The organism is Pseudomonas sp. B12(2026) (genome assembly GCF_057767015.1).
In genome coordinates this window covers 2,469,931-2,485,322 of record NZ_CM173430.1, presented here as the reverse complement: position 1 = coordinate 2,485,322, position 15,392 = coordinate 2,469,931, and the positions used below count along the sequence as shown (strand labels likewise).

14 protein-coding genes are annotated in these 15,392 nt (G+C 66.5%); 8 read left to right on the top strand and 6 right to left on the bottom strand.

What is annotated here, in order from left to right; translation table 11 throughout:
- Nucleotides 1–879 carry a threonine/homoserine exporter RhtA gene (rhtA, locus tag AC3B6A_RS11650; protein ID WP_488402893.1) on the bottom strand — a complete coding sequence of 293 codons (879 nt, stop codon included), beginning with the start codon at nucleotides 877–879 and terminating at the stop codon, nucleotides 1–3.
- Nucleotides 880–925: 46 nt separating this feature from the next.
- Here rhtA and AC3B6A_RS11645 point away from each other — a divergent pair, with 46 nt between their 5' ends.
- On the top strand, nucleotides 926–1,528 hold the full coding sequence (locus AC3B6A_RS11645) for a helix-turn-helix domain-containing protein (RefSeq protein ID WP_488402891.1): 603 nt from the start codon (nucleotides 926–928) through the stop codon (nucleotides 1,526–1,528).
- An 831-nt stretch (nucleotides 1,529–2,359) separates the two neighbouring features.
- Here the strand turns inward: AC3B6A_RS11645 and comJ are convergent.
- The 3 genes from comJ to AC3B6A_RS11630 all read right to left on the bottom strand — a co-directional run bounded on the left by comJ (nucleotide 2,360) and on the right by AC3B6A_RS11630 (nucleotide 5,000).
- Nucleotides 2,360–2,830, bottom strand: coding sequence for a competence protein ComJ (gene comJ / locus AC3B6A_RS11640; protein WP_488402889.1), 471 nt, complete (start codon nucleotides 2,828–2,830; stop codon nucleotides 2,360–2,362).
- A gap of 197 nt (nucleotides 2,831–3,027) precedes the next feature.
- Nucleotides 3,028–3,855, bottom strand: a complete 828-nt coding sequence (phnX, locus tag AC3B6A_RS11635) for a phosphonoacetaldehyde hydrolase (RefSeq protein ID WP_488402887.1) — start codon at nucleotides 3,853–3,855, stop codon at nucleotides 3,028–3,030.
- Between the two features lie 29 nt (nucleotides 3,856–3,884).
- Nucleotides 3,885–5,000, bottom strand: coding sequence for a 2-aminoethylphosphonate--pyruvate transaminase (locus tag AC3B6A_RS11630; protein ID WP_488402885.1), 1,116 nt, complete (start codon nucleotides 4,998–5,000; stop codon nucleotides 3,885–3,887).
- A 148-nt stretch (nucleotides 5,001–5,148) separates the two neighbouring features.
- Here AC3B6A_RS11630 and AC3B6A_RS11625 point away from each other — a divergent pair, with 148 nt between their 5' ends.
- Nucleotides 5,149–6,009: a LysR substrate-binding domain-containing protein gene (locus tag AC3B6A_RS11625; RefSeq protein WP_488402884.1), complete on the top strand. Its 861-nt coding sequence runs from the start codon at nucleotides 5,149–5,151 to the stop codon at nucleotides 6,007–6,009.
- 206 nt (nucleotides 6,010–6,215) lie between these two features.
- Here the strand turns inward: AC3B6A_RS11625 and AC3B6A_RS11620 are convergent, their stop codons facing one another.
- Nucleotides 6,216–7,100: a LysR substrate-binding domain-containing protein gene (locus AC3B6A_RS11620; protein ID WP_488402882.1), complete on the bottom strand. Its 885-nt coding sequence runs from the start codon at nucleotides 7,098–7,100 to the stop codon at nucleotides 6,216–6,218.
- Nucleotides 7,101–7,449: 349 nt separating this feature from the next.
- On the opposite strand from AC3B6A_RS11620, the gene AC3B6A_RS11615 reads away from it, so the two are divergent.
- From AC3B6A_RS11615 to AC3B6A_RS11590, 6 genes are all read left to right on the top strand, one after another.
- On the top strand, nucleotides 7,450–8,817 hold the full coding sequence (locus tag AC3B6A_RS11615; RefSeq protein WP_488402881.1) for an MFS transporter: 1,368 nt from the start codon (nucleotides 7,450–7,452) through the stop codon (nucleotides 8,815–8,817).
- Between the two features lie 169 nt (nucleotides 8,818–8,986).
- Nucleotides 8,987–9,499 carry an RNA polymerase sigma factor gene (locus AC3B6A_RS11610; protein WP_488402880.1) on the top strand — a complete coding sequence of 171 codons (513 nt, stop codon included), beginning with the start codon at nucleotides 8,987–8,989 and terminating at the stop codon, nucleotides 9,497–9,499.
- Nucleotides 9,500–9,670: 171 nt separating this feature from the next.
- Nucleotides 9,671–12,265, top strand: a complete 2,595-nt coding sequence (locus AC3B6A_RS11605) for a TonB-dependent hemoglobin/transferrin/lactoferrin family receptor (RefSeq protein WP_488402878.1) — start codon at nucleotides 9,671–9,673, stop codon at nucleotides 12,263–12,265.
- Nucleotides 12,266–12,478: 213 nt separating this feature from the next.
- Complete coding sequence (locus tag AC3B6A_RS11600; protein ID WP_488402876.1) at nucleotides 12,479–13,069, top strand: biliverdin-producing heme oxygenase; 591 nt, start codon at nucleotides 12,479–12,481, stop codon at nucleotides 13,067–13,069.
- Between the two features lie 73 nt (nucleotides 13,070–13,142).
- Nucleotides 13,143–13,499 (top strand): YbaN family protein, encoded by a 357-nt coding sequence (locus AC3B6A_RS11595; protein ID WP_488402874.1) that lies wholly within the window; start codon nucleotides 13,143–13,145, stop codon nucleotides 13,497–13,499.
- A gap of 57 nt (nucleotides 13,500–13,556) precedes the next feature.
- On the top strand, nucleotides 13,557–13,925 hold the full coding sequence (locus AC3B6A_RS11590; RefSeq protein WP_488402872.1) for a YajD family HNH nuclease: 369 nt from the start codon (nucleotides 13,557–13,559) through the stop codon (nucleotides 13,923–13,925).
- Between the two features lie 232 nt (nucleotides 13,926–14,157).
- Here AC3B6A_RS11590 and AC3B6A_RS11585 read toward each other — a convergent pair whose 3' ends face one another.
- Nucleotides 14,158–15,153, bottom strand: a complete 996-nt coding sequence (locus AC3B6A_RS11585; RefSeq protein WP_488402870.1) for an LLM class flavin-dependent oxidoreductase — start codon at nucleotides 15,151–15,153, stop codon at nucleotides 14,158–14,160.
- Nucleotides 15,154–15,392: the final 239 nt, after the last annotated feature.

Genomic DNA, 15,392 nt, shown 5'->3' with positions numbered 1-15,392 from the left:
TCAGTCGGCGGCCGCCAGCGCCGGCTTCGGCCGGCTGCTCAGGGTGGTGCCCACCGAGGCGACGATGATGGCGCCGATGGCGAGCCACTGGTGCGAGGTGAGCTGCTCGCCGAGGAACACCAGCCCGGACAGCGCGCCAAAGGCCGGCTCGATGCTCATCAGGGTGCCGAAGGTGCGCGCCGGCAGGCGCGTCAGGGCGAGCATTTCCAGGGTGTAGGGCAAGGCGCTGGAGAGGATCGCCACGCCCAGCAGCGCCGGGAACAGGCTGACATCCAGTAGCGCAGCACCGGAATGGATGATGCCCACCGGCGCCACGCACACGGCGGCGATGGTGATGCCCAGCGCGGCGCCCTGGGCGCCCAGGTCATTGCCGGCGCGCTGGCCGAAGATGATGTACAGCCCCCAGCAGACGCCCGCCCCGAGCGCCAGCGCGGCGCCCGTGGGGTCGATGCCCTGGCCGAAGTCGGCGATCGGCAGCAGCAGGCCGAGGCCGAGCACCGCCAGGGCGATCCACAGGAAGTCCAGCGGCTTGCGCGAGTGGAACAGCGCCACCGCCAGCGGCCCGGTGAACTCCAGCGCCACCGCGATGCCCAGCGGAATCGTCTGCAGGGCCATGTAGAACGTCAGGTTCATCAGGCCCAGGTTCAGGCCATAGATGAACAGCGGCTTGAGCGACTTGCCGCGCAGCGAGACACGCCACGGCCGCAGCACCGCCAGCAGGATGATCGCGGCGAAGATCAGCCGCATGGTGGTGACGCCCTGGGCGCCGAGCACCGGGAACAGGCTCTTGGCGAGGGACGCGCCAGTCTGGATCGACGCCATGGAGACGATCAGCACGGCGATGGGGAAGATGGTGGCGATAAGGCGCGAGCGAGGCATGAGGCAGACCGACGTTGCAACGATGGGAAAATCTTGGTTGACTGTTATGCGCAACATAATGCGCAAAAAGGCCCAGATGAGCAATATACTGCCTACTTCTTCCGAGCGTCCCAGCGTGCTGGTCCACGTCGCCGACAACGTGAAGACCCTGCGCCGCAACGGCGGCTTCAGCCAGGACGCGCTGGCCAGGGCCTCCGGGGTCAGCCGGCGGATGCTGGTCGGCATCGAGGGCGGCGACACCAACGTCAGCCTGGCCACCCTGGACCGCATCGCCGCCGCCCTGAACGTCACCTTCGCCGACCTCGTGCGGCCGCCTTCCACCGGCGGGCTGTCCCGCGTCGATGCGGTGGCCTGGGGCGGCCGGCAGCCCGCCAGCCGCGGCACCCTCCTCGCCAGCACGCCCGCCACGCGCCAGGTCGAACTCTGGCACTGGGCGCTCGCCCCCGGCGACCGCTACAACGCCGAGCCGGACGCCGAGGGCTGGTACGACATGGTCTACGTGATCGAGGGCCGGCTGACCATCGTGCTCGCCGAGGAGAGCGTGGAGGTCGAGGCCGGCGGTTTCCACGTATTCAAGAGCAACCAGCCGTTTTCCTACCTGAACCACGGGGACGTGCTGGTGCGGTTCGTGCGGAACGTCGTGAACTGAGGCCGGGAGTGGCTTTTCTGTAGGAGCGAGCTTGCTCGCGAACCCGCTCGACGCCGGCCCTGCCGGCGGATCGCGGACAAAGGCTAGGCGCCCCCGTCTCTCCTACGGTTTACGGGGTTGCCGCTCTCGTAGGAGCGGAGCTTCTCCGCGATGCTTTTTGTACGGTGTTTCTGCGCCGCTTCGGTGTGTGCTGGGAGATTTGGTTTCGCCCTCCCGGGCGAGTCCCTTTTGGCGTCCCAAAAGGAACCAAAAGGACTCGTCCCGACATCCGGGTCTTCGCTTCGCTCAGCCTGATTCGCTTCGCTCACCCTTCGGGCCAGCCTTCGGCTGTTACTACGCTTCGCTCCGTTTCCCTCGCTCCGGCATTGCTCCGAGGGTCGGCTTGCAAGGGCCGTCCCTGGCCCTTCAAGCCTCTCGCGGCATCCATGCCGCTCGCCCCTCTGCGCAATACCTCCACTCGGCCTCCTGACGGGACCCTGCGCGCGCCTGCAACTTCGGTGAAGAAGAACTGCGTTCGTAGGATGGCGTGGAGCGAAGCGATACCCATCAGGGAATAACGCTACGCGTTATCCACCTGCGAAGAGCCAGAGCATCGCGGACAAGGGCTAGGCGCCCCCGTCTCTCCTACAGGGTGCGCCGCTTTGATGAAGATGGTCGTGCCAAAGTACCGTGTTTGACTAGCAGTGGTGCGACAGCAGGGCCATGTTACTTTGCACAGCTTGCTAGGTGGCAGCATCTTGGATGTTTCCGCCTGGGTCGTTGCCAATGCTTTCATTGGCGGCCGGTACAAATAGTTGACTCACAGCTAAGTAATATAGAGCTCTTTTCAATTTAGCTAGTCGTAAATAAAGATCTTTCCGCGACACCTCCAAAATCGTCATTCTGCAGAAATTTAGGCTCCACTCTTCCTTTAGAGAATTTCAAATTATAATAAACCTCATCAATATCATCCGATTCACATATTTCAAAATATATTGAATACAAGCCAACATTTATTCCAATATTTATCTTGTGCTTTGTTACTACTGACGCAACATACAAATCATTTAAACCAACAACATCAAATGGAACAACCATCGCTCTCAATGCATTTGAATCAGGGACATAATATTCTTGCAAAGAGATATTTATTTTTGCAGCGAATGCACCGTCAACAATCGGATCGAATATAACATGCCCATGATTTATTAAAACTCCCTGAGCCACACTTTCATTATTCCATTGGACATTGCTATCCAAGAATGGTACTGATCGGACCTGAATTTGATGGTGTGATATCTGCAAATCTACTTCTTGATTCATATCATTCCCCTATGCGCACTCTGATTTTTGTACCATCTGGCAAATCTTGCAATATATTCCCAATTGTAGGAGCGGAGCTTCTCCGCGATCCGCCGGCAGGGCCGGCGCTGGGCGGGTTCGCGAGCAAGCTCGCTCCTACAAAAGCAAGGCAAAGAAAAAGGCCCGCGCGATGCGGGCCTTTTCCGTGCAGCTGGCGATCAGTTGCTCTGCGGCATCTCGCCCCGCGCCAGGCGGGCGTTGATGTCGGCGATCACCGCCGGCAGGTCGGCGATGGTGTCGATCAGGTAGTGCGGTCGCGAGCCCTCGAACATCTGGCCGATGCGCTGGCGTTCCTGCTCCAGCCTGTCCGTCGGCAGCGCCTTGTACTGCGCGTAGGTCAGGCCCAGGGCGTTGCCCGAGCAGGTCAGCGCGACGGTCCACATGCCGGCGCGGCGGCCTTCGAGGATGCCCGGCCAGGTGTCGTCGACCTTCACGCAGGCGGCGACGTCATCGATGCCCAGGGCGATCACGTTGGCCAGCGCCTGCGCGGGATGTGGGCGGCCGTTGGGCACTTCGTCGGTGGCGACGACGTGGTCGGCGACGTAGCCGTTGGTCTTCGCCAGGGCGACGACCTTCTCCATCACCACCGCCGGGTAGCCGGAGCAGGAGCCGATCTTCAGCCCGCCCTCGCGCAGGGTGGCGATGGCGTCCAGCGCGCCGGGGATCAGCGCCGAATGCTCGGCGATCTTCTCGATCTGCAGCGGCATGAAGCGCTCGTAGATGGCGGTGACGTCGTCGTCGCTCGGCACGCGGCCGAACCTGGCCTTGTAGCGCTCGGCGATGGCGGGGATGTCGCACAGGGTGCGGATGTGGTCCCACTTGCCCATGCCCATCGGGCCGCGGGCTTCTTCCAGGCTGACCTTCACGCCGAACTCGGCGAACGCCTCGACGAAGATCTGGGTCGGCGCGAAGGAGCCGAAATCGACCACGGTGCCGGCCCAGTCGAGGATGACGGCTTGCAGTTGCTTGGGTTGTTCGTAGTTCATCAGATTCGATCCTCTGGCAATCGGCCGGGTCAGATTTCGAAGACTTCCATCTCTTTCAGGGTCTCGGCGATGGCCGCGACCGCTGCGCGCATGCCGCTGCCATCGACCTGGCCGATGCAGCCGACACGGAAGGTTTCCACCTGGGTCAGCTTGCCCGGATAGAGGATGTAGCCCTTCTCGCGCACCCGGTTGTAGAACTCGGTGAAGTTGTAGCGGGCATCGCGCGGGGCGTGGAAGGTGACGATGATCGGCGCCTGGATCTCGGCCGGCAGGAAGCTGCGCAAGCCCAGCCTGCCCATCTCGCTCAGCAGAGTCTGGCAGTTGTTTGCGTAACGTCGATGACGCGCCACGAGACCGCCCTCCTCCTCGTACTGGCTCAGCGCTTCGTGCAGCGCGGCGACGACGTGGGTCGGCGGGGTGAAGCGCCACTGGCCGGTCTTGGCCATGTAGGCCTGCTGGTCCTGCAGGTCCATCGCCAGGGAATGGCAGTTGCCGGCGCTGGCGTTCAGCGCCGAGGTGCGGGCGAAGACGAAGCCCATCCCCGGCACGCCTTCCAGGCACTTGCCGGAGGCGGCGATCAGCGCGTCGAAGGGAATGTCGCGGGCGTCGATGTCCAGCGCGCCGAAGGAGCTCATGGCGTCGATGATCAGGCGCTTGCCGTGGGCCTCGATGACCTTGGCGATGTCCTGCAGCGGGTTGAGGATGCCGGTGCTGGTCTCGCAGTGGATCAGCGCGACGTGGGTGACGCCCGGGTCCGCGCTGAGCAGGCGGTCGACGTCGGCGGCGGTGGTCGGCACGTCCTCTTCGGTTTCGAAGGTGGTGAACTCGCGGCCGATCACCTGGCAGATCTTCGCCAGGCGTTTGCCGTAGGCGCCGTTGATCAGCACCAGCACCTTGCCGTCGCGCGGCACCAGGGTGCCGACGGCGGCCTCCACGGAGAAGGTGCCGCTGCCCTGCAGGGGTACGCAGGTGTGGGTGGCCTCGCCGTGGATGATCGCCAGCAGACGCTTGCAGACGTCGGCGGTCAGTTCGTTGAAGTCGCTGTCCCAGGAGCCCCAGTCGACCATCATGGCGCGACGGGTGCGGGGGGATGTGGTCAGCGGACCGGGAGTCAGCAGGATGGGGGCTCGCTCGGCAGTGCTCATGCTCGATTCCTCTTTCATGGGAACGTCGTCAGGGCGGGATTCGGTTGGGCCCGGCGCCATCGCCGCGGCCTGGGCATAACTTGCCGGCCGGGTAGATATCGTTCAAATTGTTTATCACGATGCACTGCATAAGCCGGACATATACCTCATGAACCTTTTCCAGCTCCGCGCCTTCGACGCGGTCGCCCGCGAACGCAGCTTCACCCGCGCCGCCGAGCGCCTGTTCATCAGCCAGCCCGCCGTCACCGGGCACGTCAAGGCGCTGGAGGAGCACTACCAGGTCAACCTGTTCCGCCGCACCGCGCGGGGCGTGGAGCTGACCGAGGACGGCCTGCGCCTGTCGGCCATCAGCCGCACCCTGTTCGCCCTGGAGGAGGAAGCCGAGGCCATGCTCGACGCCAGCCGCGAACTGGTGACCGGGCGCATCGAGGTGGCCGCCGACGGCCCGCACCTGGTGATGCCGATGCTCGCCCGGCTGCGCGCGCGCTACCCGGGCATCACCGTCAACCTGCGCCTGGGCAACGCCCAGGAAACCCTCGCCGCGCTGCTCGACGAGCACGTCGATATCGCCGTGCTGACCGAAGTGGAGCCGCGCGCCGGGCTGTTCCTGCGCGAGCTGGTGGAGTCGCGCATCTGCGCCCTGGTGCCGGCCAGCCACCCCTGGAGCGGGCACGCCGGGGAATTGCCGCTGGCCGAACTGGACCAGCAGATCATGGTGCTGCGCGAACCCGACTCCATCACCCGCCGCACCTTCGATGCGGCCTGCTCGGAGCAGTCGGTCGAGCCTCGCGTGCTGCTGGAGCTGGACAGCCGCGAGGCGGTGACCGAGGCGGTGGCGGCGGAACTGGGGATCGGCATCGTCTCGTCGCTGGAAGTCAGCCCGGACCCGCGGGTGAAGGTGCTGCCGCTGAGCGGCGACGGCCTGCTCAACCGCCATGCCATCGGCTGCCTGGAGCGGCGCCGGGGGTTGCGGGTGGTGAGTGCGTTTCTGGAGTTGGCGGAAGGTTGAAACTGACGGCTCGGTGGGATGCGGTTCGCGAGCAAGCTCGCTCCTACAAAGGGCACCTCAGCCCAGGGTCAACCTGTAGGAGCGAGCTTGCTCGCGAACGAACGGCCGCTCACTCCGATGCCGACCCGTAGGATGGGTGGAGCTTGCGATACCCATCGGCATTGCCTGCGCCGTACTCGATGGGTATCGCTTCGCTCCACGCCATCCTACGGTTGAGGCTCCGGCAAATCCTCCCGCAGCAGATCGAGGAAGGTCGCCACGATCCGCCGTGTGCTCTGCTCGCGCAGGCACACCAGGGTCTCGCTCATCCGCCACTGGCAATCGAGGATCGGCAGCGCATGCACGCGGGCGTCGGCGCCCAGCTCGGCGGCGGATACCACGCCCACGCCGATGCCCACCGCCACCGCCTCCAGCGACGCCTCGCGGCCTTCCACCTCGATGGCCGGGCGGATGCGCAGGCCGGCGCTGGCCATCTCCTGCTCCAGCATCTGCCGGGTCACCGAGCCCTGTTCGCGCAGCACCAGCGGCATGCCGTCGAGGTCGGCGAGCTCGATGGACTCGCGTCCGGCCCAGGGATGGCCGCGGCCGACGAAGGCGACGATGGGATCGCTGCGCAGGGTGAAGGTCAGCAGGCGGTCGTCCTGCACCTCGCGGCCGAGCAGCGCGAGATCGGCCTGGTAGTCGAACAGGCGCTGCAGGGACTCGTCGGTGTTGCCGGTCTCCAGCTTCACGCGGATGCCCGGGTAGCGCTGGCAGAAACGCGCGATCTGCGGCAGCACGTGCACCGGGGCGTCCACCGCCAGGGTCAGGCTGCCGGTCTGCAGCGCGCTGGATTCCTGCAGCAGCTCCTGCGCCTCGGCCTCGATGACGAACAGCCGCTGGGTCACCGCCAGCAGGCGCTCGCCCAGTTCGGTCAGGCGCACCGAGCGCTTGTTGCGGTGGAACAGCAGCACCCCGTAGCGCTCTTCCAGCTTGCGCACCTGGTCGGAAACCGCCGGCTGGGTGAGGAACAGCCGCTCGGCGGCGCGGGTGAAGCTGCCGTGCACGGCGACGGCGTGGAAGGCCTTGAGCTGGGCATGGGAAACGGACATGGGCAAGCCTCTGGCACGGTGGTTTGACCGCCCCCAGGAGCGACAAACGGAAATCGACCCCCGGGGCATTCGTGCGAAACACTAGCGTCATGGCCCCTTGTCATACAAGTTCAGCTTATTTTTGAAATCTGATAAATCGATTTCAGTTATTTATTCGAAATTGTTTCCATCGCTCCACCGCCGCGTTCCGCGACGGCTCCAGGACAGCCTCCCCACTTCTGACCCGCACCGCGAAGACGGTGCGACGTGCCCTTGCTCATGCGTTGAAAACCAAAAGAACAAGAAGAACAACACAACCGTTTCCCCACTGACTGCCGGCACAGCACAACTACAACAACGAGGTCGGATCATGCTCAACCCCCAAGGCACCGCTTCGCCGCGCTCGCCCCTTGCATCGATGCAACGCTGGCGCTGGCAGATCTTCGCCATCACCTGGCTGGCCTACGCGGCCTTCTATTTCACCCGCAAGGCCTTCTCGGTGGCCAAGCTCGGCATCACCGAAGACCCCAGCTTCCATCTCGACAAGATCGCGATGGCCAACCTCGACGCCATCTACCTCGCCGCCTACGCCGTGGGCCAGTTCACCTGGGGCGTCTTCGCCGACCGCTTCGGGCCGCGCGTGGTGGTGCTGGGCGGGCTGCTGATCTCCGCGGCCGCCGCCCTGGTCATGGGCAGCTTCGCCACCCTGCCGATCTTCGCCACCTGCATGGTGGTGCAGGGCCTGGCGCAGTCCACCGGTTGGTCCGGGCTGTGCAAGAACATCGGCAGCTTCTTCGCCACCCACGAGCGCGGCCGCGTGCTCGGGCTGTGGAGCACCTGCTACGCCTTCGGCGGACTGGTCGCCTCGCCGTTCGCCGGCTGGTGGGCCTATGAAGTGTTCGGCACCTGGCACGCGGCCTTCTATTCCAGCGCCGCGGTGGTCGGTGGCGTGGCCGTGCTGTTCCTGCTGCTGCAGCGCAACCGTCCGCAGGACGTCGGCCTGCCGCCGGTGGAGCCGGAGATCCAGCAACCCGATGCCGCGGACTACGCCGGCGTCAAGCCGATGGGCCGCAACGGCAACTCGCTGCGCATTCTCGGCAAGGTGCTGCGCAACCGCACGGTGCTGACCCTGGGCCTGGCCTACTTCCTGCTCAAGCCGGCGCGCTACGCCATCCTGCTGTGGGGCCCGGTGATCGTCTACGAACGCATGCCGGCGCTGGGCAAGGTCGGCGCGGCGATCCTGCCGTCGGCCTTCGAGGTCGCCGGGCTGCTCGGCCCGATCCTGATCGGCTACGCCTCGGACCGCCTGTTCGGCGCCCGCCGCATGCCGGCCTGCGTGCTCAGCCTGCTGGGGCTCACGGTGTTCCTGGCACTCTTCGTCCCGGCGATGCAGACCGGCAGCAGCCTGATGGTGCTCGGCCTGCTGTTCATGATGGGCCTGACCCTGTACGGGCCGGACTCGATGATCAGCGGCGCCGCCGCGGTGGACTTCGGCACCGGCGAGGCGGCCGGCACCGCGGCGGGCTTCGTCAACGGCTGCGGCTCGATCGGCGCGATCCTCGGCGGCCTGCTGCCGGGCTACTTCGACACCTACACCGTGTTCATCGGCTTCACCGTCGCCGCGCTGATCGCCGCCGGCGTGCTGATCCCGCACTGGAACAGCCGTCCGGAAGCGGCAGGCCCGGCGAAAACCGCCGATGACGAATCCCGTCTGAACGCGCGCCCGGTGCGCACCTGATCCCCCGCTTGCCCTCACCAGCCGGCTGAGGGAATGGGCGAGGCCGCCACGCGCGCCTCGCCCTTTTTTTCGTCCGCACGAACACATCCGGAACCACTGATGGGCTTGTGCCATCGCCATTCAGGTAATAATAATTCTCATTTGTAAATTATTCTTGCCGGATGCTTCTGTGAGCACGACCCCTCTCGACGCGCTCTTCCGGGCCCAGCGCCGGCCCCTGCTGCGCACGCTCCTGCGGATGGTGAAAAACCCGAGCATCGCCGAGGACCTGGTGCAGGAGACCTACCTGCGCGTCGCCCGTACCCTGCTCGAACGCCGCATCGACCACCTCGAACCCTTCCTCTTCCAGACCGGCCGCAACCTCGCGCTGGACCATCTGCGCCACCTGCGCATGCAATCGCGCATCCTGCTCGAAGACGTTCCCCCGGCTGAGCTGCAAGCCGTGCCGGCCCCCGGTTCCAGCGCCGACGACCAGTTGCACGCGGAGAAGCTGCTGGAACGCCTGGGCGCGGCGCTCGACCAGCGCCAGCAGCGCATCGTCATCCTCAGCCGCCTGCATGGCTGCGGCTACGCGGAGATCGCCGGGCAGCTCGGCGTCTCGCCCAGCACGGTGCAGAAGGAGCTGAAGCGGATCATGGCGATCAGCGTCGGCCTGCTCAGCCACCTGGAGGAGCCGGTATGACGGAGCATCGTTGCTCTCCGCGCGGCGGCCTGCATCACCGCAACCGCCGATTCTCGGCTGATCGCGAAATTTGTTTACGCGATCGCCCCGGCTCGTTCGTTTAGTCATAAGCAAATGCAACAGATTCGCATTTGCCAATGCGGAAAAATGACTGACCAAGAGAGCCCCTCGATGACCACCGTTGCTTCGCGTGCCCCGCTGCGCCACCCCGCCCGCCTCTCCCTGCTGGCCCTGTCGATCGGACTGGCCAGCCTGCTGGCATCCGCCTCCCTCGCGGCGGAAACGACGGGTGACCCGGCTCGCGCCGCGTACCGCTTCGACATTCCCCGCCAACCGCTGGCCCAGGCGCTGAATGCCTTCAGCGCGATGAGCGGCTGGCAGGTTGGCGTTGCCGGCGAGCTGGCCGCGGGCATCGAGTCGCCCGGCGTCGACGGCCGCCTGCCGGCCGCGCTGGCGCTCAAGGAACTGCTCGCCGGCACCGGCCTGAACGCCCGTGCGCTCGGCCCGGGCAAGGTGGTGGTGGAACGCGGCCCGTCGAACGTGGTGGAACTGCAGCCACTCACCGTCACCGCCACCCGCCAGGAACAGAGCGTGACCTCGGTGCCGAGCACGGTGAACGTGGTCGACCGCGGCGCGCTGGACCGCCGGAACGTCAACACCATCAAGGACCTGGTGCGCGACATGCCCGGCGTTTCCGTCGGCGGTACCGGCAACCGCGCCGGCATCACCGGCTACAACATCCGCGGCATCGACGGCGACCGGGTGCTGACGCAGATCGACGGCGTCGAGCTGCCCAACGGCTTCTTCAACGGCCCCTACGCGCAGACCGAACGCAACTACGTCGATCCGGAAATCGTCAAGCGCGTCGAAGTCCTGCGCGGCCCGGCCTCGGCCCTGTACGGCAGCAACGCCATCGGCGGCGCGGTGAGCTATTTCACCCTCGATCCGGACGACATCATCCAGGACGGCCGGGACCTGGGAGCGCGCCTGAAGACCGGCTACAGCTCCGCCGACGACAGCTGGCTGACCTCCGCCACCGTCGCCGGCCGCCTCGACACCTTCGACGGCCTGCTGCACCTGAGCCAGCGCAACGGCCACGAGACCGAATCCTACGGCAGCCACGGCGGCACCGGCCTGGACCGCACCGAAGCCAACCCGGAAGACGCGCGCACCACCAACGTGCTCGCCAAGCTGGGCTGGAACTATGCCGGGGACAGCCGCTTCGGCCTGGTCTACGAGAAGTACAAGGACGACGTCGACACCGACCAGAAGAGCGCCTACGGCGGCCCCTACAGCAATGGCCAGCCGGCGCTGCCGCCCAGCGTGCTGCCCGGCGGCATGTACCAGTGGCGCACCGGCAACGACACCATCACCCGCGAACGCTACGGCCTGGAACACTCGATGCCGCTGGACAGCGCGGTGGCCGACCACCTGAAGTGGACCTTCAACTACCAGATCGCCAAGACCGACCAGAGCACCGACGAGTTCTACTACCCGATGACCCGCCAGGTGCTGCGCACCCGCGAGACCCTCTACAAGGAACGCCAGTGGGTGTTCGACCTGCAGATGGACAAAGCCTTCGCCCTGGGCGACACCGACCACCTGCTGACCTACGGCACCACCCTCAAGCGGCAGAAGGTCACCGGCTTCCGCGAAGGCAGCGGCACCTGCCTGGCCGTGGGCCGTGGCTGCACGGCCGTCGGCGCGCCCAGCGCCGCCGACACTCTGGTGCGCAGCAGCGACTTCCCGGACCCGACCGTCGACACCTACGGCCTGTTCGCCCAGGACGAGGTCCGCTGGAACGCCTGGACCTTCCTGCCCGGCCTGCGCTACGACCACACCCGCCTGAAGCCGCACCTCACCGAGGAATTCCTCAACACCGTGAACCAGAGCGGCGAAGGCTACGTCAGCAGCGCGGACAAGACCTGGCACCAGCTCTCGCCCAAGCTCGGCGTGACCTACGCCTTCAACGACCACTACCTGTGGTACGGCCAGTACGCCCAGGGCTTCCGCACCCCGACCGCGAAAGCGCTGTACGGCCGCTTCGACAACCCCGGCGTCGGCTACCGCGTCGAGCCCAATCCGGACCTCGACCCGGAGCGCAGCCAGAGCTACGAGACCGGCCTGCGCGGCAACTTCGAGGAAGGCTCGTTCGACGTCGCGGTCTTCTACAACAAGTACCGCGACTTCATCAACGAAGACGCCATCACCCCCGGCTACAGCGAGCCGACCTTCCAGAGCAACAACATCAAGCACGCCATCATCAAGGGCGTGGAGCTCAAGGGCCGCCTGGAACTGGGCGCCTTCGGCGCGCCGCAGGGCCTCTACAGCAAGGGCGCGGTGGCCTACGCCTACGGCCGCAACCAGGACAGCGGCGAGCCGATCAACAGCGTCAACCCGCTGACCGGCGTGTTCGGCCTGGGCTACGACGAACAGGCCGGCCGCTACGGCGCCCTGCTCGACTGGACCCTGGTCAGGCGCAAGGACCGCGTCGACGACACCCGCTTCAACGCCCCCGACGGCACCAGCGGCCAGTTCAAGACCCCGGGCTTCGGCATCCTCGACCTCAGCGGCTACTACCGGCTGACCGACGACCTGACCCTCAACGCCGGCCTCTACAACCTCACCGACAAGAAGTACTGGCTGTGGGACGACGTGCGCGGCTACGACGGCGTCGGCGAGGCCGCGGTACTGGCGCCGGCCAACCTCGACCGCCTGACCCAGCCCGGGCGCAATTTCGCGGTCAACCTGGTGTGGGAGATCTGATGTGCTGATTGGCACCGGTTTCCAGGCGAACTCCCTGCCTGCTCTGTTCGCGAGCAAGCTCGCTCCTACGAAGAGCGCCAGGCCCTGTAGGAGCGAGCTTGCTCGCGAACCCGCCTCGCTCCGGCATTGCCCATTGAACATCCGACAATCTTTACGCCTTCCCGGAGCGCATTCGCCCCGTCGGCAAAACCCCATGACTTCAAGGAACCGGACATGACCACCGTGGAACTCCCCGCCCTGCGCTCGCAGCGCCTGAACGCCCTGACCCATGCCCCTCACGAGCGTCTCGAACAGGCCGTGAAGGCCCGCGCGCCCTTCTCCAGCCGCGAGCGCTTCGCCCGCTTCGTGGTCGCCCAGTACCTGTTCCAGTCCGAGCTCCGGGCGCTCTACCAGGACGCCGGACTCGGCGCGATCTTCCCCGACCTGCCGCAGCGCTGCCGCGCCGAACAGGCCCGCCTGGACCTGGCCGACCTGGACACCGAAGTGCCCGCTCCGCTCCCCGGCGCCATCAGCCGGCCGAGCCTGGCCCACGCCCTGGGCTGGCTGTTCGTCTCCGAAGGTTCCAAGCTGGGCGCCGCCTTCCTGATCAGGCGCGTCGCCGCGCTGGGCCTGGACGAGCACACCGGCGCCCGTCACCTGGGCGAGCCGGACGGCGGCCGCGCCGAAGGCTGGAAGCGTTTCACCCGCACCCTCGACGCGCTCGAGCTCAGCCAAGCCCAGGAGCGCGAAGCCGAAGCCGGCGCCATCGCCGCCTTCGAGCGCTTCGCCCACCTGCTGCAGCACAGCTACGACAGTGCCGCCTGAGACTACCGGGCACGCGCCCGCCGCCACGACACACGCCACCCCGTTCGGCCCGGCCCGCTCGAGACTGGCGCGCATGGCCTTCGCCTTGCTGGCCTACACCAGCCTGGGCGTGGGCATGGTCGGGCTGGTGGTGCCAGGGCTGCCGACCACCGAGTTCGTCCTGCTCGCTGCCTGGGCCGCCTCGAAGAGTTCGCCGCGCCTTTGCGCCTGGCTGGAGAACCACCGGCTGTTCGGCCCGATCCTGCACAACTGGCGCAACGGCCGCGCCATCGCCCGCCGCGCCAAGATCGGCGCCAGCGTCGCGATGCTCGCCGCCCTGGCGATCATGCTGGTCGCCCTGCCCCACGGCCTCTGGCTGTATGCGCTGATCCTCGGCATGGCCATCGGCAATCTGTGGATCTGGTCGCGCCCGGACAGGCCCGGGCCATAGCCAGCGCGCGAGCCCGGGCCTATGCTGGAAGTCCGATCCACACTGCCAGCCAGAGCCATGAGCCAACCCACGAACAAGGTCGACGCCCTCCTCGCCGAAGCGCAACGCCGCCGCGAAAGCAGCTACCGCGAAAAGGCCCTGAAGATGTACCCCTGGATCTGCGGCCGCTGCGGCCGGGAGTTCAGCGGCGTGCGCCTGCGCGAACTGACCGTGCACCACCGCGACCACAACCACGACAACAACCCCGAGGACGGCTCCAACTGGGAGCTGCTGTGCCTCTACTGCCACGACAACGAGCACCAGCGGCAGGTCGACCTGCATTACCAGAACGGCAACGACGCCGGCGCCAAGGGCCCGAAGGTCACCCACAAGGGACTGGCCGGGCTGGCCGACCTGCTGAAGAAGAAGGAAGACGGGCAGGCCTGACGACCGCTGCGCCTTCGTTGCTGCGGCTCGTCTCGTAGGCGCGGATTCATCCGCGATCCGGCCGCCAGGCAACAGCAATCGCGGACGGAGTTGTCCGCTCCTACGCAGCTCCATTCATCGCGCCAGAGGTTGGCTTATCTGTAGGAGCGAGCTTGCTCGCGAACCGGACCCGCAGCGGGGTTTGTTCGCGAGCAAGCTCGCTCCTACAAAACCTCTCAGCGCGATGGGGGCTTCAGCGCAGACCGGCGACGATCTCCAGCGAACGCAACCGCAGCGCGTGGTCGTAGATGTCGCTGGTGAAGATGATCTCGTCCGCCCCGGTCTGCTCCACGAGGACTTCCAGGCGGCTGCGCACCTTTTCCGGGCCGCCGATCACCGCCAGGCCGAAGAAGTTGCCCACCGCATCCTGCTCATGGGGCAGCCACAGGCCGGCCATGCTCTTCACCGGCGGCTTCTGCTTCAGGCTTTCGCCACGGATCAGCGCCAGCACGCGCTGGAACGCCGTGGTCGCCAGGTATTCGGCTTCCTCGTCGGTGGGCGCGGCGATCAGCGGCACGCCGATCATGGCGTAGGGCTTGTCGAGCACCGCCGAAGGCTGGAAGTTCTCCCGGTAGATGCGCAGCGCGTCGTGCAGGTAGCGCGGCGCGAAGTGCGAGGCGAAGGCGTACGGCAGACCCTTCTGCGCCGCCAGGTGGGCGCTGAACAGGCTGGAGCCGAGCAGCCAGATCGGCACGTTGGTGCCCTCGCCCGGCACGGCCAGCAGCGCCTGCTGCGAGCGGCGCGGACCGAGGAGCATTTCCAGCTCGGCGACCTGTTCGGGGAAGTCGGCGCCGTCGCCCAGGCGGTCGCGGCGCAGCGCGCGCATGGTGGCCTGGTCGGCCCCCGGCGCGCGGCCCAGGCCGAGGTCGATGCGGCCCGGGTAGAGGGTTTCCAGGGTGCCGAAGTTTTCCGCCACCACCAGCGGCGGATGGTTCGGCAGCATCACCCCGCCGGAGCCGACGCGGATGCGCTCGGTCTTGCCGGCGATGTGGCCGATCAGCACGGCGGTGGCCGAGCTGGCGATGCCGTCCATGTTGTGGTGCTCCGCCAGCCAGTAGCGGGCAAAGCCCAGGCGCTCGACGTGGCGGGCGACCTCGACGGCGTTGTGCAGCGCCTCGGCGACGCTGCCCTGGTCGCGCACGGGCACCAGGTCGAGCATGGAGAAAGCGATATCGGACAGGGACTTCATGGGCACTCCGCTTCGGGTCACGCGGACGCCGCGCAGGGCGGCGGCGCGGACAGGATTTTGAGCGAGACTCTATCGGCACCCTCCCCGCCTGGCCACTCGTCGGGATCGATAGTGCTCATGAAGGCCAATGATGAGCGATGGCCAGTCGCCATTTGCGCTTCACGAAACCGTCACCACCCCGTCATGTGCCGTGCGCAAGATAGCCCCCAGCTGAAGGACCAGCGCCCATCAAACAGAAA

What these genes read in the sequence shown, in the direction of transcription:
- rhtA (WP_488402893.1), bottom strand. Translation starts at nt 879, where the DNA reads ATGCCTCGCTCGCGCCTTATCGCCACCATCTTCCCCATCGCCGTGCTG.
- AC3B6A_RS11645 (WP_488402891.1), top strand. Translation starts at nt 926, where the DNA reads ATGCGCAACATAATGCGCAAAAAGGCCCAGATGAGCAATATACTGCCT.
- comJ (WP_488402889.1), bottom strand. Translation starts at nt 2,830, where the DNA reads ATGAATCAAGAAGTAGATTTGCAGATATCACACCATCAAATTCAGGTC.
- phnX (WP_488402887.1), bottom strand. Translation starts at nt 3,855, where the DNA reads ATGAACTACGAACAACCCAAGCAACTGCAAGCCGTCATCCTCGACTGG.
- AC3B6A_RS11630 (WP_488402885.1), bottom strand. Translation starts at nt 5,000, where the DNA reads ATGAGCACTGCCGAGCGAGCCCCCATCCTGCTGACTCCCGGTCCGCTG.
- AC3B6A_RS11625 (WP_488402884.1), top strand. Translation starts at nt 5,149, where the DNA reads ATGAACCTTTTCCAGCTCCGCGCCTTCGACGCGGTCGCCCGCGAACGC.
- AC3B6A_RS11620 (WP_488402882.1), bottom strand. Translation starts at nt 7,100, where the DNA reads ATGTCCGTTTCCCATGCCCAGCTCAAGGCCTTCCACGCCGTCGCCGTG.
- AC3B6A_RS11615 (WP_488402881.1), top strand. Translation starts at nt 7,450, where the DNA reads ATGCTCAACCCCCAAGGCACCGCTTCGCCGCGCTCGCCCCTTGCATCG.
- AC3B6A_RS11605 (WP_488402878.1), top strand. Translation starts at nt 9,671, where the DNA reads ATGACCACCGTTGCTTCGCGTGCCCCGCTGCGCCACCCCGCCCGCCTC.
- AC3B6A_RS11600 (WP_488402876.1), top strand. Translation starts at nt 12,479, where the DNA reads ATGACCACCGTGGAACTCCCCGCCCTGCGCTCGCAGCGCCTGAACGCC.
- AC3B6A_RS11595 (WP_488402874.1), top strand. Translation starts at nt 13,143, where the DNA reads ATGGCCTTCGCCTTGCTGGCCTACACCAGCCTGGGCGTGGGCATGGTC.
- AC3B6A_RS11590 (WP_488402872.1), top strand. Translation starts at nt 13,557, where the DNA reads ATGAGCCAACCCACGAACAAGGTCGACGCCCTCCTCGCCGAAGCGCAA.
- AC3B6A_RS11585 (WP_488402870.1), bottom strand. Translation starts at nt 15,153, where the DNA reads ATGAAGTCCCTGTCCGATATCGCTTTCTCCATGCTCGACCTGGTGCCC.